Here is a 20,187-nt window from a genome sequence, read left to right as displayed (position 1 = left end):
GTTAATCCTGTTCGCGTTCCTGGACGGCTCCCAAAACGGGTCGGCCTTAGCGCGAGCCGACGCCGATGCTCGGGAATATGCCACGGAAGGCTATCCAGCAGGCGCCGACCACCCGCAGCGGCTCTTCGCCACGCGCCGCGGTGATGTCCCGCCGATCGAGGGCTGGCCCCGATGACCGACTATGAATCCCTCGTCGACCAGATTTACGAAGCCGCCGCCAACCCCGATCTCTGGCCGCAGGCGCTACGCGATCTCGGCGGCGCGGTGGATGCGGCGGGCGGCATTATCACAACCCGCCGCGCCGACGCCTGGACCGGCTGGCGCTGTTCTGGCGCGCTGGAGCCGGGAGCCGATGCATATTGGCGAAAGGGCAGCCAAGCTAATGTTCGCCTCTTAGCCTTCACCCCAGCAGGTTCCGGCTTTGTCACAGAACAAGACGTGTTGACGGATGAAGAATATCTCGCCGATCCCATTATGACGGATTATTGCACGCCGGCCGGTCTCCACCATGCCGCAGCGACCGTCATTCATGTGCCGAACGGCGACCTCGTCGGCGTGCAAGTGAGCCGTCGCATCGGAGAGCCGCAGTTCGACCGTGAGGACATCGCCCGTCTCGACGCCTTCCGGCCGCATCTCGCGCGCGCCGGATTCTTGGCGGCGCGCTGGCGACTGCAACGGCTGCGCGCCGCGACGGAAGCACTCGCCATGATTGGGCTTCCCGCCGCAATCCTCGACGCGCGCGGCAAGGCGCTAGCGGCAAATGCGCTGATCGACGCGCTGAACGCGCATATTGTCTGGCTGCCAAAAGACCGCATCGCCCTTGTCGATCCCGCCGCCGACGCCCTGTTGCGCCGCGCCGTCGCGGAGATTGCCGACCCGGCCGCGACATCGGTGCGTTCTTTTCCCTCGAAAGGAGCGGCCGCCAATCCCGCGATCGTTCACCTCATCCCCGCCACGGGTGAAGCGCGCGATCTGTTCGGCGGCGGTTTCGGCCTGCTGATCGTGACGGCGGTGACCGCTTCCGCAGCTCCCGACGCCGCGCTCATTCAAGGCCTCTTCGACTTGACGCCGGCCGAGGCGCGCGTCGCGCGCGCTTTCGCGCAGCGGAAAACAATCGACGGAATTGCCGCGGAGTTTGGGGTCTCTCGCGAGACGATCCGCACTCAAGTGAAATCCGTGCTGGCGAAGACGGGATGCGCAAGGCAGTCGGATTTGGCGGCTATCTTGGTAAGAACAACCCTAATAGGTTGAGCAGCGAAGTTCCTTTCACCCTTTAGGGTGATGCAGGCGTTTCTCTGCAGGCATATGTTAATTCGCATCGTTTCCCCGCTCGATGCCGAAGACCCTTCTATTCTATCTTGCCGCAGTTTTTGCGTTGGCGTCGCCGTCGCGCCGCGTCAGACTTTGAGCATGGCGGCAGCGGACTTGAAATGAGACCGAAAATGACTGGCGAACGCATCGACTTCATTTTCATCTAGGCGGGCGACTTCAGTCGCCTAGGGCTGCAGGATGGCCTGCAGGTCAAGGAAATAGTGGCGAGCCGAGCCATGACCATCAACGACGCCACACAAGAAACTACGCTATCCACTTCATCTTCCTCGGCTACGCAAGTGACGCCGATCTGGATCGCGGTTTTGGGAGTTGTCGCGGGTCTCGGCGCGATCCCAGCGTCAATTGTCACGGCGAAAACTCTCGAGAAACCTCAGGCGACGCCAACATCCGCGGTGTCATTTGCGGGCGCATGGACGACTAAGCGTTCGCACTGCGCTGATCGAGAGGACGTCAATCGGCTCGAAATCGACCGCCAGAAACTGCTCTTTTGGGAGTCGACATGCCGCATTGCCTCATCGCGCGCGGCGCTCGCCGAGCAGACCATCGAAACGAAATGCACGGGCGAAGGCGAAAAGTGGCAGGAAACTTTCACGCTTCGAATGGACGGCGACAAGATGATCCTGAGGTCGAGCCGCGACGAGTTTCGCAGCAGCACAACCTACGTCCACTGCCGGTAGACGCACGGCCGAATCCGAACCGGAAAGACGCGTTGCAAATGAAATACATTGGATGGGACGCGCGCATGCTGCGAATCATAGCATTCTGGCTTTGGCTGTTCATTGGCGCAACAGCGGCACTGGCGGGTGCGGCGGAGGATTGCAGCGAGAAGAGTGGCTCGATCGCCATCGAGGGCTGCACCGACCTCATCCGTCGCAATCCAGGGAACGCCGACGCGTACTACAACCGCGGCATTGAGCACCTCATCAAGGGCGATCAGGACCGCGCCCTCGCCGACTACGATAAGGCGATCGCGCTCAATCCGAAGTTTGCCGTCGCCTACAACGGCCGCGGCAACGCCTATCACGACAAGGGGAACCTCGACCGCGCCATCGCTGACTACGATAAGGCGATCGCGCTTAATCCGAAGCTTGCCGTCGCCTACAACGGCCGCGGCAACGCCTACTACGACAAGGGGAGCTTCGACCGCGCTATCGCCGATTACGACAAGGCGATGGCGCTCGATCCGAAATCTGCCCACGCCTACAACGGCCGCGGAAACGCCTACCAAGGCAAGGGGAACTTCGACCGCGCCATCGCCGACTACGACACGGCGATCGCGCTCGATCCAAAATATGCTCAGTGCTACAACGGCCGCGGCAGCGCCTATCACGACAAGGGGAACCTCGACCGCGCCATCGCCGACTACGACACGGCGATTGCGGTCAATCCGAAGTTTGCTTTCGCTTACAACGGCCGCGGCAATGTCTACCACGACAAGGGGAACTTCGACCGCGCCATCGCCGACTACGATAAGGCGATCGCGCTCGATCCAACGTTCGTCTTTCCCTACAACGGCCGCGGCAACACCTACCGCGCCAAGGGGAACTTCGACCGCGCCATCGTCGATTACGACAAGGCGATCGCGCTCGATCCGAAATCCGCCCACGCCTACAACGGCCGCGGCAACGCCTACCGTCGCAAGGGCGACCTCGACCGCGCCATCGCCGACTATGGCAAAGCGATCGCGCTTGATCCCAAGAATTCGGCTTATGCACGCTCGTCTGGAATAGCCAAATACGACCATGCTGATTTCAAGGCCGCGGCCACTGATCTGTTGCGTGCGGTCGAATTGAGCGACGACCTTTACGCCATGCTGTTCCGTTATCTGGCCAGAGCGCGAGTCGGCGAGACCCCAGCAGCCGAGCTCGAGGCGAACGCCAGCCGACTAAAGACTAAAGAATGGCCTTATGCGGTCGCTGAGATTTATCTTGGCAAGCGCTCGCCGGCCGCCGCTCTCGATGCCGCCGACAAGCCGAATAATCGCTGCGAGGCCCAGTTTTACATCGGGCAATGGCAGGTTCTGAAAGGCGCCAAGGCTGAAGCCGAGGCCGCGCTAAAGGCGGCCGTCGACACCTGCCCGAAGGACTTTATCGAATACATGTCAGCAGTCGCGGAACTGAAGCGATTGAAGCCATAACTTGTGCGCCGACACATCAAATCGTGGAGACGTCGTCCACGTTGCAGAAATGGAGCCATTATCGCGCCTATCCGACTCTCTGGAATTTTATAAGGATGCATCATCGCAACCTGTTGGCTAGGACGAGAATGGCGGCATCTCAATTTTTCTTTCGGGGTCCAGTTCGGTTTGCCTCAATCGCAGAGAATTGACGACGACGCTGACTGATGACAGCGCCATCGCCGCGGCGGCGATCGTCGGGGATAAGAGTAGCCCGAAGATCGGATAGAGCGCGCCAGCCGCGATGGGCACGCCCGCGGCGTTATAAATGAATGCAAAGAAAAGATTCTCGCGGATGTTGCGCATCGTTGTCTTGGAGAGGCGTCGGCCACGCACGATGCCTCCAAGATCGCCCTTCAGCAAAGTCACCCCCGCGCTTTCGATCGCGACATCGGTTCCGGTTCCCATGGCGATGCCGACATCGGCGGCGGCCAAGGCAGGGGCGTCATTCACGCCGTCTCCCGCCATGGCGACGATTCGACCCGCCTCACGCAAGCGGGTCACGACTTTGCTCTTGTCCTCGGGGAGGATCTCAGCTTCGATCTCGCCGATCCCCAAGCGTTTGGCGACGGCGCGCGCCGTTGTCCAGTTATCGCCGGTGAGCATCACCACGGCGACGCCGTCGTCGCGCAGCGATTGCAGCGCGGCTTCGGTCGTCGCTTTGATGGGGTCGGCGATGCCGATGACGCCGGAAAGTTTTCCGTCTATGGCGACAAAGATAGCTGTCGCGCCGTCTTCCCGCAGGCGTTCGGCCTCGCTATCGAGCGGCGCCGCATCGACGCCGAGCTCCACGAGATATCGACGATTGCCGATCGCGACCGCATTGCCGTCGACCCGGCCGATGACGCCCTTGCCCACGGGGGAATCGAAATCCGTCGCGCCCTCGAGCGTGAGCCCGCGCTCGGCTGCCGCCTGAACGATCGCCAGCGCCAGCGGATGCTCGCTGGCGCGTTCAAGACTCGCCGCCGTCGCCAATAGATCGTTCTCTGCGACGCCCGCAACGACGCGGATGGCCGTGACGCGCGGCTTGCCTTCGGTGAGCGTCCCGGTCTTGTCCACAACGAGCGTGTCTATTTTTTCCAAGCGCTCCAGCGCCTCAGCGCTTTTTATCAGCACGCCCGACTGCGCGCCGCGTCCGACGCCGACCATGATCGACATCGGCGTCGCCAGACCGAGCGCGCAAGGGCAGGCGATGATGAGAACGGAGACCGCCGCAACAAGGCCATAAGTCATGCGTGGTTCCGGTCCCCAGATCGCCCAGGCCAGAAATGCGAGAACGGCGATGAGAATGACGACGGGCACGAACCATCCCGCCACCTGGTCGGCGAGGCGTTGTATTGGCGCGCGGCTTCTCTGCGCCGATGCGACCATCTCGACAATCCTTGAGAGCACGGTGTCGTGGCCAACCTTCTGCGCGCGCATCACAAAGCCGCCAGTCTGATTGAGCGTGCCGCCAATCACGTTGTCGCCTGCAGTCTTGGTCACCGGCATGGATTCGCCGGTGACCATGGACTCGTCGAGTGAACTGCGGCCCTCGACGAGTTCGCCGTCCACCGGAACCTTTTCTCCTGGACGGACGCGCAGGCGCTCGCCGACCTTCACAAGATCCAGCGCCACTTCTTCGTCGGATCCGTCGGCGTTAATTCGAGTCGCCATTTTTGGCGCGAGATCGAGAAGCGCGCGTATGGCGCCGCCGGTCTGTTCCCGCGCGCGCAGTTCAAGAACTTGTCCAAGCAGAACGAGGACGGTGATCACCGCCGCCGCCTCGAAATAGATCGGGACAGAGCCGTCGACGTTGCGAAATGCAGGTGGAAAAAGAGACGGCGCGATTGTTGCGGCGACGCTGTAAATCCAAGCGACGCCAGTCCCCATGGCGATGAGGGTGAACATATTCAAATTGCGTGTCACGAGCGACTGCGCGCCGCGAACAAAAAACGGCCAGCCGGCCCAGAGTACGACCGGGGTCGCCAAAATGAGCTGAAGCCAGTTCGACGCCTGCGGCGCTAGCAAGTGATGCAGATTGAATAAATGGCCGCCCATCTCCAAGACGAGCACCGGCGCCGCCAACGCCAGCCCGATCCAGAACCGCCTGGTCATGTCGATGAGTTCGGCGTTCGGTTCGGCTTCATTTGAAGCGACCAACGGCTCGAGCGTCATGCCGCAGATCGGACAATTGCCGGGACCGATCTGGCGAATCTGCGGATGCATCGGGCATGTGTAGATGACGTTTGACGCGTGCGTATCGCCTTGAGACGAATGTTCGGTCGCGCCGCCGGCGCGGGCGGATCTCGATTCCTCATGGGAGGCGTGATCATGCCGATGCTCGTGGGCCACGCGAGTCATCCTTCCTTTGCGCCGTCAGAACGGCATCCTAATTGATCTAGGCGACCCTTGCGCAAACGTCGATCATGGTCGCTCGCTAGGTCGCCGCGCGCGTAAGCATGCGACGCTCGAAGACCAATCCGGATCGCTCGGGCGGGGTCGGCGTCCAGTCGCATTAGCATTGACGGATGCGCTGGCTTGGCCGCATGGCGCGCCCGCGGATTTGATTTCTCCGCGCCTCAAGATTGCAGCGACGACGATCGAAGCCCAAGGCCGAAACTTGACTGTCGGTCTTGCTTCTTCGTCACAAATCTTGACCAGCGAGGCGGGCGAACTAGCTGCCTGCGTGGCGGCGAGGCGACGGCCTTTAAGAGGAAACGATCCATCATGCACATGATCCCGAAGGAAATGCAGGCCTGCATCGACGCCTGCCTGAACTGCTATCAGATGTGCTTCGGCATGGCGATGACCCATTGCCTTGAGAAAGGCGGCGAGCATGTGAAGCCCAAACATTTCCGGGCGATGATCGCCTGCGCCGATATGTGCCGCAACAGCACGCAAATGATGCTGATGAATTCGCCGCTGGCGAAACAGATGTGCGCGCTCTGCGCCGAGGCTTGCGAAACCTGCGCCAAGGAGTGCGATCCGATTCCGGACATGAAGGAATGCGCCGACGAATGCCGTCGCTGCGCCGAGGAATGCCGCAGGATGTCCGGACGCAAGATGGCCGCATAAATTTACCGCGCGGAACGGCTTTCAATCCAGCTTGGCGGCTATTTGCCGCCAAGCGCCAAAATGTAGCTTGCCAGCGAGTCGATCTCTTCGCGGGCGAGAATGATATTGGGCATGTTCTTGTGCGAAGAGCGCAGGAAAACTTTGAGCGACAGTTCGGTCGTCGAAGGCATCTTCGCCACATCGACAAAGCGCGGCGCCTTGGGATCCGGGCTCTTGGCCTCTGCGTCGGATCCAACGGCATGGCATGAGGCGCATTCGGCTTTGGCGATTTGCGCGCCGGTCGTCGGATCCGCGCTCGCGGCCATCGCCGGCGCCGCAATGAAGACCAAGCCTAAAGACAGCGCTATCCTCATTGCCTTACTCCTCGCCGTTGAGATCCTCGGGACGCGGTTGCAACATGATATTATAGCCGGCGTCGACAAGATGGACTTCGCCCGTCACGCCGCCCGAAAGCTCCGACAGCAAATAAAGCGCCGAGCCGCCGATTTCATCAAGCGTGATCATCCGACGCAAGGGACAATGCTTTTTTTGAAACGCGCCCATCGCCCGCGCGCCCGTGATGCCGGCGCCCGCCATGGTGCGCACCGGGCCGGGCGACAGCGCATTGACGCGAATGCCGCGATCGCCGAAATCGGCGGCAAGATAGCGCACCGATGAATCGAGCGCCGCCTTCGCGACGCCCATGACGTTGTAATTCGGCATGACATGCGTGCCGCCGCCGAAGCTGACCGTCAGCAGCGATCCGCCGTTCTTCATCAGCCTGGCGGCGCGACGCGCGGCTTCGGTGAAGGAAAAACAGGAAATGACAAGCGTGCGAATGAAATTCTCGCGCGAGGTGTCGGCGTAGAGTCCCTTCAATTCGCTCTTGTCGGAATAGGCGATGGAGTGGACGAGAAAATCCATATCGCCCCAGTCGTGTTCGAGACGCGCGAACACTTGATCCACCGTTGAAATATCCTCGGCGTCGCATGGCAGCACAAGGTTCGACCCGAGCTCCTGCGCGAGCGGCTTGACGCGCTTGCCGAGCGCCTCGCCCTGATAGGTGAATGCGAGCGTCGCGCCATGGCGCGCGAGAACGCGCGCGATGCCATAGGCGATGGAATGATCATTGGCGACCCCCATGATGAGACCGCGCTTACCCTGCAGGAGACCGGTTGAAACTGTCATATGGCGATTGTCATCGTAGGAGAGATGGAAAGGTTGGGCCTAAGCCCTATCGAAGACGCAGACAGCAAAGAAGAACGACGCTGTGGGCCGTGTCGGCGATACCTCTGTTCACGAGCGCCGCTGGCGTCGTTCGCAACTGGAAGAATCGCCTTCTCCTAAACGCCGGCTGCATGTCTCGACGTCCATGGCCGGAACAAGCCCGGCCATGACCTATCGCGAGGAATCGGCGTCACGCGTCTGGATGCTTGAACACCAATGTCGCATTGGTGCCGCCGAAGCCGAACGAGTTGGACAGCACCGCGCCAAGCTTCACATTGTCGCGGCGCGCCCGCATGATGGGCATATCGGCGAAATCCGGATCGAGCTCTTCGATATTGGCGCTTTCGCAGATGAAGCCGTTCTGCATCATCAACAAGGAATAGATCGCCTCCTGCACGCCCGTCGCGCCGAGCGAATGGCCGGTCAGGGATTTGGTCGCGGCGATCGGCGGGCATTTGTCGCCGACGCCGAACACTTCGCGCAGCGCCTCGATTTCCTTGGCGTCGCCAACCGGGGTCGCCGTGGCGTGGGGGTTGATGTAGTCGATCGGGCACTTCACCGTCGCGAGCGCCTGCTGCATGCAGCGCACCGCGCCCTCGCCCGAGGGCGCCACCATGTCATGGCCGTCGGAGGTCGCCCCATAGCCGGCGACTTCGGCGTAGATCTTCGCGCCGCGCGCCTTGGCGTGTTCGAGTTCTTCGAGCACCAGCACGCCGGCGCCGCCGGCGATGACGAATCCGTCGCGATTCTTGTCATAGGCGCGCGAGGCCGTCGCCGGACGATCATTATAGGAGGAGGACATGGCGCCCATCGCGTCGAAGAGGACCGACAGCTCCCATTCCAGCTCCTCGCAGCCGCCCGCGAACATCATGTCCTGCTTGCCATATTGAATCAGTTCGTAGGCGTTGCCGATGCAGTGATTGGACGTGGCGCAGGCCGACGAGATCGAATAGTTGACTCCCTTGATCTTGAACCAGACGGCCAGGGTCGCCGAAGCGGTCGACGACATGCATTTGGGCACGGCGAAGGGACCGACGCGCTTGGGTCCCTTGGTGCGGGTGATATCGGCGGATTCGACAAGCGTGTGGGTCGACGGGCCGCCGGACCCCATGATGATTCCGGTGCGCGCGTTGGAGATTTCCGCTTCGGTCAGGCCGGCGTCGGCGATCGCCTGATCCATGGCGACATGGTTCCACGCCGTGCCTGTCGCATGGAAGCGCATGGCGCGGCGGTCGACGATCGTCGAGGGGTCGAGCGACGGCATGCCGTACACCTGCGAACGGAAGCCGAGTTCGGCGTATTTCTCCGCGCGTGCGATGCCAGACTTCGCCTCGCGCAGCGAAGCGATCACTTCCTGGGTAGTGTTGCCGATCGACGACACAATCCCCATGCCGGTGACGACGACTCGTCTCATTGGTCCAACTCCTTGGCGGCGCGCTCCCGCGCCTTTGGTGCGCTTCAGGGGGCGGCCGGCGCCTCGGCCTTGGCGAGCCCAACCTTCAGATCCTTCGCCTCATAGATGCGCTCGCCGTCCGCCGCGACCCAGCCGTCGGCGATGCCGAGCACAAGCTTGCCCTTGAAGACGCGCTTGAAGTCGATGCCGTAGGTCACCTTTTTGACGGTCGGGCGAACTTGCCCGCTGAATTTCACCTCGCCGACGCCCAGCGCCATGCCGCGTCCCGGATTGTCGAGCCAGGCGAGATAGAAGCCGACCATCTGCCACAGCGCATCGAGGCCAAGGCAGCCTGGCATCACGGGATTGCCCTTGAAATGGCAGTCGAAGAACCAAAGGCTCGGCTTAATGTCGAGTTCGGCGCGCATATAGCCTTTGCCGTGCTCGCCGCCGTCTTCGAAGATCTCGGTGATCCGGTCGAACATCAACATTGGCGGCAGCGGCAGCTGGGCATTGCCCGGGCCGAACAGCTTCTCCTCGCCGCATGCCAGTAAATCCTCGTAGCCGAATGAGGAGCGCCTCTCGCCCATCGTCCTTTATTCCTCGCGTTAGAGCCTTTCGGCCCGTTCTCCCAAGCGCCCCTTAAAGGCGCGTCTTAATCTTTATGAGCGCCGGCCGCGGCGCCGCTCTTAGCAGCTCTTGGCCGCTCCCGGGCGAAGCGATCCGTAACATAGCCTCGCCCGGGCCGGAAGCGCCCTCGCAAGCGGGCTCGCAACAGCCGGGCGGCGTTGAATTTCCCGCCGTTCCCCCTATGATGCCAAGGAGAAAACCGCGAGAGTAGAAAACCGCGAGCCGCTGCAATGGACGCCGAGCCAAATTCGACTGTTCCGCCAGACTGTGCGCCGCGCAAGCGCGTCGCAGAGTTGCTGGCCGACGCCGGGCTGCGGCCGACCCGACAGCGGCTGTCGCTCGGCGAGTTGCTGTTTGGACAGAGCGGCGATCGTCACGTGACGGCGGAGCGGCTCTATGAAGAGGCGCTCGCCGCCAATCTCTCCGTATCCCTCGCGACCGTGTATAATGCGCTCCACCAGTTCACCCAGGCAGGCTTGCTGCGGGAGATCGCCGTCGACGGCGCCCGGGTGTATTTCGACACCAATACCGCCGACCACCATCATTTTCTTCTCGAAGACGACGGAGAGCTTTACGACATCGCTGGCGCGAATGTCTCGGTCTCCGATCTTCCTCAGCCGCCCGACGGGTTGCGCGTCGCACGCGTAGATGTCGTCGTGCGTCTTCGCCGCGCCTAAGCCCGCCCTATATTCTGCCAGACGACAAGTTTCGAAGCGGCTCGGCGGCGCCGCTGGGCCGCCGAGACCTCTTCAAAACCGAGGCGGGGCGGGAGCAATGTCGCAACGGGCGACCGAAAAGGAATCCGAGATCACCTACGCGCAGTTCAAGGCGCTCGCCAATTCCATACCAAATCTTGCCTGGATGGCGCGACCGGACGGCTGGGTGTTTTGGTACAATGACCGGTGGTACGAATATACCGGCACGACTCCCGAGGACATGGCGGGCTGGGGCTGGCAATCGGTGCATCATCCGGACGTTCTGCCCAAGATGCTGGAACGCTGGACCCATGCGATCCAGCACGGCGAATTTTTCCAAATGATCTTTCCGCTCAGAGGCGCCGACGGGCTCTACCGGCCATTTCTGACGCGCATCGAACCGCTGCGCGAAAACGGCGCCGTGGTCGGCTGGTTCGGCACGAACACCGACGTCACCGAACAGGAACGCGACCGCGAACGCCTGCAGCTTCTGATCCACGAGCTCAACCATCGCGTCAAGAATACGCTTGCGACGGTTCATTCGATCGCTTTGCATTCGTTGCGCGAGTTGAAGCAGAATTCGGTGGAGCTCTTTGAGAATCGTCTGCTGGCGCTCGCCGCCGTGCATGACGTGCTGACCCGCGAAAACTGGACGAAGGCGCAGGTCGGCGAACTCGTACGTACCGCGATCGCCCCGGCGGGCCAGGAGAATTTCGACGTTTCAGGACCGCCTGTCGACGTCTGCCCGCGCATCGCTGCGCCCCTGGCGATGACGCTGCACGAATTGTGCACGAACGCCGTCAAACACGGATCGCTCTCGGCGCCGAACGGACGAGTCGCCGTCGAGTGGAGCATTGACGCCAAAGGACGCGCGCGTAAGCTCCATCTGGTCTGGCGCGAATATGGCGGACCGCCGATCTCGCCCCCGGCGGTCAAAGGATTTGGCATGCGCCTGATCGAGAAGACGCTGTCGTCCGACGCGGGCGCGCGGATCGTGGTCGAATTCCCCGCCGAAGGATTTCGCTGCGAGATGGATATTCCTCTTGGCGTGGAAGTGCTCAAATGAACGCGCCTCGCGTGCTGATCGTCGAAGACGAGGCCGTGATCGCCATGGCGCTCGAAATGTTTCTCGAGGAGCTTGGCGCGCAAGTCGTCGCCACCGCGGGCAATGTGCAGGACGCGCTGCAAAAGGCGACGAGCGAAGATTTCGATCTCGCCTTTCTCGACATCAACCTCAATGGCCAGAAGGCTCATGTTCTCCCCGGCGTCCTGGAACGCCGGGAGAAGCCCTTCGCCTTCGTGACGGGTTACGGCGAACAGGGCGTGCTTGAGGCGCATGCCGATGCGCCGGTCGTCGCCAAGCCCTTCAGTCGGGACGCCGTTTCGACGGCGTTGGAGAAACTCAAGAGCCGCATGCCGGGCGGTCCATCCGGCTGACTATTCGAATTTCTCGCCCGGATAGACGCCCCAGAGATTTTCTTGCGCCATATAGCCGTCAAAGCCCTTGCCGGCGATGCGGCACCATTTGCCGTCGCAGCTGCGCAAATTGCCGATGACGCCGGGGCCGAGCTTGGCCGCAGGCGTCGAATGATCGGCGGCGACGAGCAGTTGCGGCTCCTTTTTCCACGGCGCAACCAAGGCGGTGCGCCGTCCAGAGAGCAGCGAGTGCAGCACCCAGCCTTCGGCGCCTTCGGAATCGCGGATCTTGCGCCAGGTTTCGAATTCGGCGGTGATCTCGACGGGGAGCGCGGCGCGTTCGTAGATCCATAAAGTCGGATGTTCCTTGCTCGGCCCCTCGCGAACATTGACCCGATCCGATTTGAGGCTGACGTAGCGGGGCAAGGGCAGGCCGCTCACCGGGCCTTTCTGCGGCTCCTGAGCGTCGGCGTGCGCTGCGCAAAAAAACGCGCAGACGAGCGCGGCGAAAAGCGCGCGGCGACGCCTTTGGAAAAGTTCCTGAGCGTTTGAGAAGGCGGCCGAAATTGGCGCAGATTCTGTATGTATTGGCGACATGATGGAGTGATCGCTCGCTTGTCTTTGGCCCGTCATCTGCTAGGAAGTCGAATGCGTCCGCCGAGGAGGCGTATTGGTTTTGTCGCTGACCGTCGTTAAGACCCGGTTGAAGCCGGCGAAACTCGCCGGCGTCTTTTCATCCGCTGCGGCGGCGCAGCGAAGATCATAGCGCAATCGCAGAAACGCTGCTGCAACACAACATGAACGCGGAGGCACGACCAGGGATATGCCGAAAAAGAAGCCGCTCGTTATCGTGTCGCGCCGGCTGCCCGAGGTCATCGAAACCCGCATGTGCGAGTTGTTCGACACGCGCCTCAACGAAAGCGACAAGCCGCTCACGCATGACGAACTCGTCGAGGCCATGCGCACGGCCGACGTGCTGGTGCCGACCATCACCGACCGTATCGATTCCCATCTGATCGCCCAGGCCGGCGAGCAAATGAAGCTGATCGCCAATTTTGGCAATGGCGTCGACAATATCGACGTCGCCTCGGCGCTCGATCGCTCCATCACGGTCACCAACACGCCCGGCGTTCTGACCGAAGACACGGCAGACATGACGATGGCGCTGATCCTTTCGGTGGCGCGCCGTCTCGTCGAAGGCGCGAGCGCCATTCCCGACGGCGCTTGGGCGGGCTGGTCGCCGACCTGGATGCTCGGCCACCGGATCACCGGCAAGAGGCTCGGCATCGTCGGCATGGGCCGGATCGGCCAAGCTTTGGCGCGGCGGGCGAAAAGTTTCGGACTTTCAATTCATTACCATAATCGTCGGCGAGTCTCGGCCGATCTCGAGGAGCAATTGGAGGCGACCTATTGGGAGTCGCTCGATCAGATGCTGGCGCGGGTCGACGTCGTGTCGATCCACTGTCCGCATACGCCGGCGACCTATCATCTTCTCTCCGCCCGCAGACTGGCGCATTTGCGTCCCCACGCCATTCTGATCAATACCGCGCGCGGCGAAATCGTCGACGAGAACGCGTTGGTGCGCATGCTTGAGGCGGATGAGATGGCCGGCGCCGGCCTCGACGTCTTCGAGCATGAACCCGCCGTTTCTCCCAAATTATTGAAGCTCGCCAAGGCCGGGAAGGTCACGCTGCTCCCGCATATGGGCTCGGCGACCATCGAAAGCCGCATCGATATGGGCGAGAAAGTGATCATCAACATCAAAACCTTCATGGACGGCCACCGCCCGCCTGACCGCGTCCTGCCGAGCATGCTATAAGGCGCTGCGCCGCGGGCCCGGGACCGACTGGCGCGGGTCGCCTTATGGGGAGGATGATTGACGCGATGAACAGGATTTTGCTCGCCTTAGCCGCCTCGCTCTGCGCCATCGCGCTCGCCGCCGCGCCAGCCGACGCCAAGAGCGCGAAGAGCGCAAAGTCGCCTCAGGGCGCGGAGCAGAAGCAGCCGGAAGACGAAAACAAGGAGACGGGCGGCATTCCGCGCTATCAGCCGTTCCCGCACAACCAGAACTTCGTGCTCAAGGAGATCAACGGCAAAGCGCCGCCGGTGGAGATGTGGATCTCGATCGACTCAACCGGCCGCGCCAACGGTTTTTCGGGCTGCAAAAACTGGTCCGGCATCTTCATCATCGGCCCCAACCGGCTCGGACCGCGCACCATGCCGGCGGTCAACGAACGCAAATGTGAAGGCCCGCTTGCCAGCTTCGAGCGCGACTTTTGGGCGGTCCTGCTCTCGGGCCCCTATTGGGACACCAAGGGCGACGACCTCATCCTGAAGGGCGCGCAGGGCGGCGTGCTGCATTTCCAGCGCTCGCTCTAAAACCGGCGAGACGAGCCCGACTCTCGCGCGTTGAGCGAGATTTTCCGGATCGGCTCTCAAGATTCGGACCGCGACTCTGGCGTCCCGATCAGGCCTTCGGCCTGTCGGGAATGAGCGGCGATGCGTCGGCGACTATTTCACCGGCGACGCGAGCAGCGGACAGGGCGCCTCGTGCAGCACGCGCGCCGTCGTTGAACCGCGCAGCGCCTCCAGCAGGCCCTTTCGACTACGCGTCGGCATGGCGATCAGGTCGGCCTTGATCTCCTGCGCATAGGCGAGAATGGTTTCGACGACCGGGCCGCGGCGCAACTCGATATGCGGCAGCAGCCCTTCAAAAATCGGCAGATCATCGCCGACATGCAGCATCATGACGTCGGCGGCCGGGTTAAGACAATGCGCGAGTGCGGCGACGTGGCGGAAGGCGTCGAGCGGCGAGACCGTCGCTTCAACCGGCATCAGCACCGTATTGAGCGAGACGGCGCCCGTCTCCCGGTCGACGAAGCCTTTCTGGTCCTCGCGCAGGAACAGCGCCGGCACATGCGTCTCGCGCGCCGTTTCCTCGGCGACCGAGCTGGCGAGCAGACGCTCCAGAGCGCTGCGCGGGCGGGTCATCATCACAAGCAGATCGCATAGGTGCCGCTCGACGTAGGCGGTGACGCCGGCGACCGGCGATTCCGATTCGACCGACGCCTTGACGATTTTGACGCCGAGCTGTTCGACCGCCTCGGCGCGCGTCGCGGTCGACGAGATCATCTTCCAGCGCGCCAGCATTTCGCGCACCTGCGGAAAGCGATCCCAATCGTCCTCGTCGGTCTCGGGCGCTTCGATATGCAGAATGTGCAACATGCTCTTACAGGCCACGGCGATGCGCAGCGCATGTGCGAAGGCGTCCTGGCTTGCGAAGGAGAGATCGGTGGGATGGACGATTGATTTGGGCGTGTCGCCATTCATCTGCGTTTGCTCCTCTATCCCTTCGCAAAACTATACGCGCCCGCGCGCGTGGCAATGATCTGCTTCGCCGCAGGTTAAATTTGTTCCTTAAGCGCCTTTTGGACCTCTTCGACCAGTTCGGCTTCCGGCACGGCGAATTGGGCGGGACGAAGCGCCTTCCATTGCTCGTTGGTGGCGATATTGGCGGCGGCCTTTGCGCCGGCGACGAGATCCTTGATGGTGACCTCGCCGCGCGCTTTTTCGTCGGAGCCCTGGATGATCGCGAGCGGGCTGTTGCGCCGGTCGGCGTATTTCATCTGCGCCTTCATCCCCGAAGCGCCGAGATAGATTTCGGCGGCGATCCCGGCGCCCCGCAGCTGCGCCGCCATCCGCTGATAGTCGGCGAGCCTCTCGCGATCGAGGACCAGCACGACGACCGGGCCGACATGCGGACGCGCCGAGACGATCGGGCTGCCGATCAGCTTCAAGGCCGCGAAGAGCCTCGAGACGCCGATCGAGAAGCCTGTCGCCGGCGTATTTTCCGATCTGAAACGCCCAACGAGACCGTCGTAACGGCCCCCGCCCCCCACGGAGCCGAAGCGCACGGGATTTCCCTTCTCGTCTTTGGTTTCGAAGGTGAGGTCGGCCTCGAAAACAGGCCCTGTGTAATATTCAAGGCCACGCACGACGGAAGGGTCGATGCGGATGCGATCCGGGCCAAAGCCCGCGTCGCGCGCGAGATCCTCGATTTCCAGAAGCTCCTCCGCGCCCTGGGCGCCGACCTCGCTCTTGCCGAGCAGGCCGAAGAGATCGAAAGCCGGCGCGCCGTCCCGATATTGTCCCCCGAGGCTGAAGGACAGGATCGTGTCGATCGCTGGCAGAGGGAGCCCCGCGCCCTTGGTGAAATCCCCGCTCTCGTCCTTGCGACCTTCGCCCAGCAATTGCCGGACGCCGTCGGGGCCCAGCCGGTCGAGCTTGTCGATGGCGCGCAGCACGACGAGGCGGCGGCCCGCGTTCTCCTCGCCGGCAAGGCCGATCGACTGCATCACCCCGTCGAGCACCTTGCGGCTGTTGATCTTGATGACGTAGTCGCCGCGCGCGATCCCCAGCCGCTCCATGGCGTCCGCCGCCATCATGCAGATCTCGGCGTCGGCGGCCGGCGAGGCGGAGCCAACCGTATCGGCGTCGAACTGCATGAACTGCCGAAACCGCCCCGGTCCCGGCTTCTCGTTCCGGTAGACGTGGCCAACGCGATAGGACCGATAGGGCTTCGGCAGCCGGTCGAAATTCTGCGCGACGAAACGCGCCAGCGGCGCGGTTAGGTCGTAGCGCAGCGACAGCCACTGCTCGTCGTCGTCCTGAAAGGAGAAGACGCCCTCATTCGGGCGATCCTGGTCGGGCAGGAACTTGCCGAGCGCGTCCGTGTATTCGATCGCCGGCGTCTCGAGCGCCTCGAAGCCGTAGAGGTCGTAGACCTCGCGGATGACGTCGAGCATCCGGGCCGTGGCGGCGAGTTCGCCGGCCTCGCGGTCAGCGAGCCCGCGCGGCGTGCGCGCTTCAACTTTGGTTCTGATTTCGTCTTTGGACATAAGCCTGATTGGCCGCGGGATTGGTGGCCCGCGCCTCTAGCGAGAGTTCGGCCGCTCTCTGCGACTCGCTCTTAGGTAAAACGTGCCGCCTTCCTAGCATTTTCCCACCGGGAAGGAAGGGCCGCGCCTTCCGGCCAGAATCGCAAATGCGCGGCGCAGCGGCGGCAATCTGAACTGCCGAAGCCGGGGATGGGGATTGGCAGATCGGCGAGCGCGGCGCTGAGGGCGCATTCGTCGCCCTGTTCCTCGACAAAGGCGCCGAGCAGGCGCGCCTCAGCCGTGACCTGGTCGATATGCCAATGGACCCGCTTGTGCGGCCGCATGTGCCGCGCCAATCGCGCCCGCAATCCGCCGGGGCCGTTAGCGGAGCCGCAATAGAGATAATCGCCGGTGGGAAGCAGGCCCTTGCGCTTCCCCGCCTGAACCTCGAGCGGACCCTCGAGGCGCAGCCAGAGCGCATAGGCGCCAAGGGCCGCGGGAGCCTCGAAGGCGGAAGCGCAGAAAATCATCGGCGCATTCAATGAACAATCCCGGGCGGCCACCCTCAGGGTGGCTGCGAAGCTGTGGAGTCACGCAAGCGCGGCGCGCGCGCCTTAGGCGAACATCACCCGCGCCGCGGCCTTTTCGTCGCCCAGGAGCTCGAGCGCCTTCCCGACGATCGCTTTGCTGTCGAGCATCGCCTTGGCGATCATCAGCTCATGCTTGTCGTGATCGATGTAGGCGTCCGGCAACGTCATGCTGCGGAACTTGAACGCGCCGCGCACGCCGTCCAGCATCCCCTCTTCGGAGAGCGCCTGAAAGACCTGGGAGCCGAAACCGCCGATGGATCCTTCTTCGACGACGATCAGCGCCTCGTGGTTGGCGGCGAGCCGGCGCAGCAGGTCGCGGTCGATGGGCTTGGCGAAGCGGGCGTCCGCGACGGTGGTCGACACGCCGTAATTTTCCAGCTCCGCCGCCGCCTTCAGCGAGTCGGCGAGCCGCGTGCCGAGCGAGAGGATCGCGACCTTCGAACCCTCGCGCAAGATACGGCCCTTGCCGATCTCGAGAATTTCGCCGCGTTCCGGCAGTTCGACGCCGAGCCCCTCGCCGCGCGGATAGCGGAAGGCGCTCGGGCCGTCATCATAGGCCGACGCCGTCGCCACCATATGCATCAACTCGCCCTCGTCAGAGGGCGCCATGATGACGAACCCCGGCAGGCAGCCGAGATAGGCGAGATCGAAAGCGCCGGCGTGCGTCGGACCGTCGGCGCCAACGAGACCGGCGCGGTCGATGGCGAAGCGCACCGGCAGGTTCTGGATCGCCACGTCGTGAACGACCTGATCGTAGCCGCGCTGCAGGAAAGTCGAATACAGCGCGCAGAAGGGCTTATAGCCCTCGCAGGCGAGGCCGGCCGCGAAGGTGACGGCGTGCTGCTCGGCGATGGCGACGTCGAAGGTGCGATGCGGGAAGGCCTTGCCGAAAATGTCGAGGCCGGTGCCCGATGGCATCGCCGCCGTAATGGCGACGATCTTGTCGTCATGTTCGGCTTCGGCGACCAGCGCCTTGGCGAAAACATTTGTATAGGTCGGCGCATTGGCCTTGGGCTTGATCTGGATGCCGGTCGCGACGTCGAATTTATTGACGGCGTGGCATTTGTCGGCCGATTCCTCCGCCGGCCCAAATCCCTTGCCCTTCTGCGTGACGACGTGAACCAGGACGGGCCCGTCGTCCTTGTCGCGGACGTTCTTGAGCACGGGCAGCAAATGGTCGAGATTGTGCCCGTCGATCGGCCCGACATAATAGAAGCCGAGCTCCTCGAACATCGTGCCGCCGGTGATAAAGCTGCGCGAGAACTCCTCGGCCTTGCGGGCTTTGTCGTAGATGAAGCGCGGCAAATGGCTGGCGAGCTGTTTGGCGGCCTCGCGGATCGAGCGGTAGGCGCCGCCCGAAACCAGGCGGGCGAGATAGGCGGACATGGCGCCCGTGGGCGGGGCGATCGACATGTCATTGTCGTTCAGAATGACGATGAGGCGAGAGTGCAGCGCCCCGGCGTTGTTCAGCGCCTCATAGGCCATGCCGGCCGACATGGAGCTGTCGCCGATCACCGCCACGACGTGATTGTCGCCGTCGGCGAGATCGCGCGCGACGGCCATGCCGAGGCCGGCTGAAATGGAGGTCGACGAATGGCCGGCGCCGAAGGCGTCATATTCGCTTTCGGCGCGCTTGGTGAAGCCGGACAGGCCCCCGCCCATGCGCAACGTGCGGATGCGGTCGCGCCGGCCGGTGAGGATCTTGTGCGGATAGGTCTGGTGGCCGACGTCCCAAATCACCTTGTCCCGCGGCGTGTCGAAAACATAGTGCAGGGCGACCGTCAGCTCGACGACGCCAAGGCCCGCGCCAAGATGGCCGCCGGTCACGGACACGGCGTCGATCGTCTCGCGCCGCAAATTCTCCGCGACCTGCTTGAGCTCGTGGGGACGTAGCTTGCGCAGATCTTCGGGGGAGGCGATGCGATCGAGAAGGGGGGTTTTGGATGTCGTCAAGGTCTCTACTCTGCTCGTCAACAACAAGCGCCAGAAATCCGAGCATTACCCGTTAATAAGAAGCCCGGCAAACGCGCCGCCGCATCCACGTCGATTCAGTCCGTGAGTGTTGCCCAGATGCAACGCCGGACGCCGCGGGATCCGGCAGACCTAGTAAGGGGAGAAGCTCTCCAGGCCGAAGCCGAAGGAGGGCTCTTCATAAATCGGGCGCGGTCGCCGCGTCATGGGTGGGCGCTCGGCCTCCTGGCGCTCCGCTTCCTGGCGACCGGCCGCGCGGCGGGCGCCGCCGGTGATTTCGATTGTCGCCCCATGCTTTTCCACCCAATCGAAGAGTTGCCGCGCGTTCGGAACCGCGAGCCGCACGCAGCCGTGGGAGAGCGGACGGCCTAAACCGCGCTCATAGCTCCCGTGAATGGCGAGGCCGCGGGGGGAAAAGAAGATCGCGTAGGGCATCGGCGCCTGATCATATTCGTCGGAATGATGATCGGCCTCCATGCGCATGACGCTGTAATTTCCCGTGGGTGTTTCGTAACCCCGGCGGCCGCTGGAGATTTTCCAGGTGACCGTCTCGCCCTGCGGCGTGACCGCCTCGAGCCTTTGCGCCGCAAGGTCGATGCGGACGCGCACCGCGGCGCCTGCAGGGACCGCCGTGAATAAAACAGCCGCGGCAAGAGCTGCGAATAAACGCGGAACGCTGACCATGCTTGACCTAAACACGCAGACGCCAAATCGTAAAGGCGCGCCGATGGAAAGCCCGGCTTTTGGGGCTTTTCGGTTAATTTGGCTCCTTCGAGCGCCGCGTCCAGCGCAGCTGAGTTGTGGGCGCGTCGACGGCAATCATTAACTCCGCGCCCCGTTCGAT

Annotated in this window: 20 protein-coding genes; 9 read left to right on the top strand and 11 right to left on the bottom strand. The window is 62.9% G+C overall.

Translation table 11 applies throughout. The features are described 5' to 3' along the window. Positions 1 to 171: 171 nt before the first annotated feature. The 3 genes from NEI07_RS03175 to NEI07_RS03165 all read left to right on the top strand — a co-directional run bounded on the left by NEI07_RS03175 (position 172) and on the right by NEI07_RS03165 (position 3,469). Positions 172 to 1,251 carry a helix-turn-helix transcriptional regulator gene (locus NEI07_RS03175; protein ID WP_256032653.1) on the top strand — a complete coding sequence of 360 codons (1,080 nt, stop codon included), beginning with the start codon at positions 172 to 174 and terminating at the stop codon, positions 1,249 to 1,251. 296 nt (positions 1,252 to 1,547) lie between these two features. Next, positions 1,548 to 2,009: a hypothetical protein gene (locus NEI07_RS03170; RefSeq protein WP_256032652.1), complete on the top strand. Its 462-nt coding sequence runs from the start codon at positions 1,548 to 1,550 to the stop codon at positions 2,007 to 2,009. Between the two features lie 65 nt (positions 2,010 to 2,074). Beyond that, positions 2,075 to 3,469: a tetratricopeptide repeat protein gene (locus NEI07_RS03165; RefSeq protein WP_256032650.1), complete on the top strand. Its 1,395-nt coding sequence runs from the start codon at positions 2,075 to 2,077 to the stop codon at positions 3,467 to 3,469. A 117-nt stretch (positions 3,470 to 3,586) separates the two neighbouring features. Here NEI07_RS03165 and NEI07_RS03160 read toward each other — a convergent pair whose 3' ends face one another. Beyond that, a complete protein-coding gene (locus NEI07_RS03160; protein WP_256032649.1) occupies positions 3,587 to 5,851 on the bottom strand; it encodes a copper-transporting P-type ATPase in 2,265 nt (754 codons plus the stop codon). Between the two features lie 366 nt (positions 5,852 to 6,217). Between NEI07_RS03160 and NEI07_RS03155 the strand changes: the two genes are divergently transcribed. Next, positions 6,218 to 6,565, top strand: coding sequence for a four-helix bundle copper-binding protein (locus tag NEI07_RS03155; RefSeq protein WP_123174614.1), 348 nt, complete (start codon positions 6,218 to 6,220; stop codon positions 6,563 to 6,565). A gap of 38 nt (positions 6,566 to 6,603) precedes the next feature. Here the strand turns inward: NEI07_RS03155 and NEI07_RS03150 are convergent, their stop codons facing one another. From NEI07_RS03150 to fabA, 4 genes are all read right to left on the bottom strand, one after another. Next, positions 6,604 to 6,918, bottom strand: coding sequence for a c-type cytochrome (locus NEI07_RS03150; RefSeq protein ID WP_256032647.1), 315 nt, complete (start codon positions 6,916 to 6,918; stop codon positions 6,604 to 6,606). A 4-nt stretch (positions 6,919 to 6,922) separates the two neighbouring features. Next, a complete protein-coding gene (gene fabI / locus NEI07_RS03145) occupies positions 6,923 to 7,732 on the bottom strand; it encodes an enoyl-ACP reductase FabI (protein WP_256032645.1) in 810 nt (269 codons plus the stop codon). 229 nt (positions 7,733 to 7,961) lie between these two features. Then, entirely contained in the window at positions 7,962 to 9,185 is a 1,224-nt protein-coding gene (gene fabB, locus NEI07_RS03140; protein WP_256032644.1) for a beta-ketoacyl-ACP synthase I, read from the bottom strand. A 44-nt stretch (positions 9,186 to 9,229) separates the two neighbouring features. Beyond that, a complete protein-coding gene (gene fabA, locus NEI07_RS03135) occupies positions 9,230 to 9,754 on the bottom strand; it encodes a 3-hydroxyacyl-[acyl-carrier-protein] dehydratase FabA (protein ID WP_256032643.1) in 525 nt (174 codons plus the stop codon). A gap of 270 nt (positions 9,755 to 10,024) precedes the next feature. On the opposite strand from fabA, the gene irrA reads away from it, so the two are divergent. The 3 genes from irrA to NEI07_RS03120 all read left to right on the top strand — a co-directional run bounded on the left by irrA (position 10,025) and on the right by NEI07_RS03120 (position 11,926). Then, on the top strand, positions 10,025 to 10,471 hold the full coding sequence (gene irrA / locus NEI07_RS03130) for an iron response transcriptional regulator IrrA (protein WP_014891798.1): 447 nt from the start codon (positions 10,025 to 10,027) through the stop codon (positions 10,469 to 10,471). 97 nt (positions 10,472 to 10,568) lie between these two features. Next, complete coding sequence (locus NEI07_RS03125) at positions 10,569 to 11,555, top strand: sensor histidine kinase (RefSeq protein WP_256032642.1); 987 nt, start codon at positions 10,569 to 10,571, stop codon at positions 11,553 to 11,555. After that, complete coding sequence (locus tag NEI07_RS03120) at positions 11,552 to 11,926, top strand: response regulator (protein ID WP_256032641.1); 375 nt, start codon at positions 11,552 to 11,554, stop codon at positions 11,924 to 11,926. Before NEI07_RS03125 ends, NEI07_RS03120 begins: the two co-directional genes overlap by 4 nt. Here the strand turns inward: NEI07_RS03120 and NEI07_RS03115 are convergent, their stop codons facing one another. Next, entirely contained in the window at positions 11,927 to 12,502 is a 576-nt protein-coding gene (locus tag NEI07_RS03115) for an SH3 domain-containing protein (protein WP_256032640.1), read from the bottom strand. 226 nt (positions 12,503 to 12,728) lie between these two features. Between NEI07_RS03115 and NEI07_RS03110 the strand changes: the two genes are divergently transcribed. Both NEI07_RS03110 and NEI07_RS03105 read left to right on the top strand, forming a co-directional pair. After that, positions 12,729 to 13,724 (top strand): 2-hydroxyacid dehydrogenase, encoded by a 996-nt coding sequence (locus NEI07_RS03110; RefSeq protein WP_256032636.1) that lies wholly within the window; start codon positions 12,729 to 12,731, stop codon positions 13,722 to 13,724. A 65-nt stretch (positions 13,725 to 13,789) separates the two neighbouring features. After that, complete coding sequence (locus NEI07_RS03105) at positions 13,790 to 14,284, top strand: META domain-containing protein (protein WP_256032634.1); 495 nt, start codon at positions 13,790 to 13,792, stop codon at positions 14,282 to 14,284. 132 nt (positions 14,285 to 14,416) lie between these two features. Here the strand turns inward: NEI07_RS03105 and NEI07_RS03100 are convergent, their stop codons facing one another. The 5 genes from NEI07_RS03100 to NEI07_RS03080 form a co-directional block, all read right to left on the bottom strand. Then, a complete protein-coding gene (locus tag NEI07_RS03100) occupies positions 14,417 to 15,235 on the bottom strand; it encodes a universal stress protein (protein WP_256032631.1) in 819 nt (272 codons plus the stop codon). 74 nt (positions 15,236 to 15,309) lie between these two features. Then, positions 15,310 to 16,803, bottom strand: a complete 1,494-nt coding sequence (gene hisS / locus NEI07_RS03095) for a histidine--tRNA ligase (RefSeq protein ID WP_256032629.1) — start codon at positions 16,801 to 16,803, stop codon at positions 15,310 to 15,312. A 71-nt stretch (positions 16,804 to 16,874) separates the two neighbouring features. Then, the gene (locus NEI07_RS03090) at positions 16,875 to 17,324 is read right to left on the bottom strand and encodes a GIY-YIG nuclease family protein (protein WP_256032627.1); all 450 of its coding nucleotides are present in this window, start codon (positions 17,322 to 17,324) and stop codon (positions 16,875 to 16,877) included. Positions 17,325 to 17,396: 72 nt separating this feature from the next. Beyond that, entirely contained in the window at positions 17,397 to 19,325 is a 1,929-nt protein-coding gene (dxs, locus tag NEI07_RS03085; RefSeq protein ID WP_256032626.1) for a 1-deoxy-D-xylulose-5-phosphate synthase, read from the bottom strand. 150 nt (positions 19,326 to 19,475) lie between these two features. Continuing rightward, the gene (locus tag NEI07_RS03080) at positions 19,476 to 19,952 is read right to left on the bottom strand and encodes a L,D-transpeptidase (protein ID WP_256032625.1); all 477 of its coding nucleotides are present in this window, start codon (positions 19,950 to 19,952) and stop codon (positions 19,476 to 19,478) included. Between the last annotated feature and the right edge of the window lie 235 nt (positions 19,953 to 20,187).

It is taken from the genome of Methylocystis suflitae (genome assembly GCF_024448135.1).
GTDB classification, from domain to species: domain Bacteria; phylum Pseudomonadota; class Alphaproteobacteria; order Rhizobiales; family Beijerinckiaceae; genus Methylocystis; species Methylocystis suflitae.
This window is presented reverse-complemented; position numbering and strand designations above follow the sequence as displayed.

Excerpts from the sequence above, each read along its gene's own strand:
- NEI07_RS03175 (WP_256032653.1), top strand. The coding sequence starts at position 172 with ATGACCGACTATGAATCCCTCGTCGACCAGATTTACGAAGCCGCCGCC.
- NEI07_RS03170 (WP_256032652.1), top strand. The coding sequence starts at position 1,548 with ATGACCATCAACGACGCCACACAAGAAACTACGCTATCCACTTCATCT.
- NEI07_RS03165 (WP_256032650.1), top strand. The coding sequence starts at position 2,075 with ATGCTGCGAATCATAGCATTCTGGCTTTGGCTGTTCATTGGCGCAACA.
- NEI07_RS03160 (WP_256032649.1), bottom strand. The coding sequence starts at position 5,851 with ATGACTCGCGTGGCCCACGAGCATCGGCATGATCACGCCTCCCATGAG.
- NEI07_RS03155 (WP_123174614.1), top strand. The coding sequence starts at position 6,218 with ATGCACATGATCCCGAAGGAAATGCAGGCCTGCATCGACGCCTGCCTG.
- NEI07_RS03150 (WP_256032647.1), bottom strand. The coding sequence starts at position 6,918 with ATGAGGATAGCGCTGTCTTTAGGCTTGGTCTTCATTGCGGCGCCGGCG.
- fabI (WP_256032645.1), bottom strand. The coding sequence starts at position 7,732 with ATGACAGTTTCAACCGGTCTCCTGCAGGGTAAGCGCGGTCTCATCATG.
- fabB (WP_256032644.1), bottom strand. The coding sequence starts at position 9,185 with ATGAGACGAGTCGTCGTCACCGGCATGGGGATTGTGTCGTCGATCGGC.
- fabA (WP_256032643.1), bottom strand. The coding sequence starts at position 9,754 with ATGGGCGAGAGGCGCTCCTCATTCGGCTACGAGGATTTACTGGCATGC.
- irrA (WP_014891798.1), top strand. The coding sequence starts at position 10,025 with ATGGACGCCGAGCCAAATTCGACTGTTCCGCCAGACTGTGCGCCGCGC.
- NEI07_RS03125 (WP_256032642.1), top strand. The coding sequence starts at position 10,569 with ATGTCGCAACGGGCGACCGAAAAGGAATCCGAGATCACCTACGCGCAG.
- NEI07_RS03120 (WP_256032641.1), top strand. The coding sequence starts at position 11,552 with ATGAACGCGCCTCGCGTGCTGATCGTCGAAGACGAGGCCGTGATCGCC.
- NEI07_RS03115 (WP_256032640.1), bottom strand. The coding sequence starts at position 12,502 with ATGTCGCCAATACATACAGAATCTGCGCCAATTTCGGCCGCCTTCTCA.
- NEI07_RS03110 (WP_256032636.1), top strand. The coding sequence starts at position 12,729 with ATGCCGAAAAAGAAGCCGCTCGTTATCGTGTCGCGCCGGCTGCCCGAG.
- NEI07_RS03105 (WP_256032634.1), top strand. The coding sequence starts at position 13,790 with ATGAACAGGATTTTGCTCGCCTTAGCCGCCTCGCTCTGCGCCATCGCG.
- NEI07_RS03100 (WP_256032631.1), bottom strand. The coding sequence starts at position 15,235 with ATGAATGGCGACACGCCCAAATCAATCGTCCATCCCACCGATCTCTCC.
- hisS (WP_256032629.1), bottom strand. The coding sequence starts at position 16,803 with ATGTCCAAAGACGAAATCAGAACCAAAGTTGAAGCGCGCACGCCGCGC.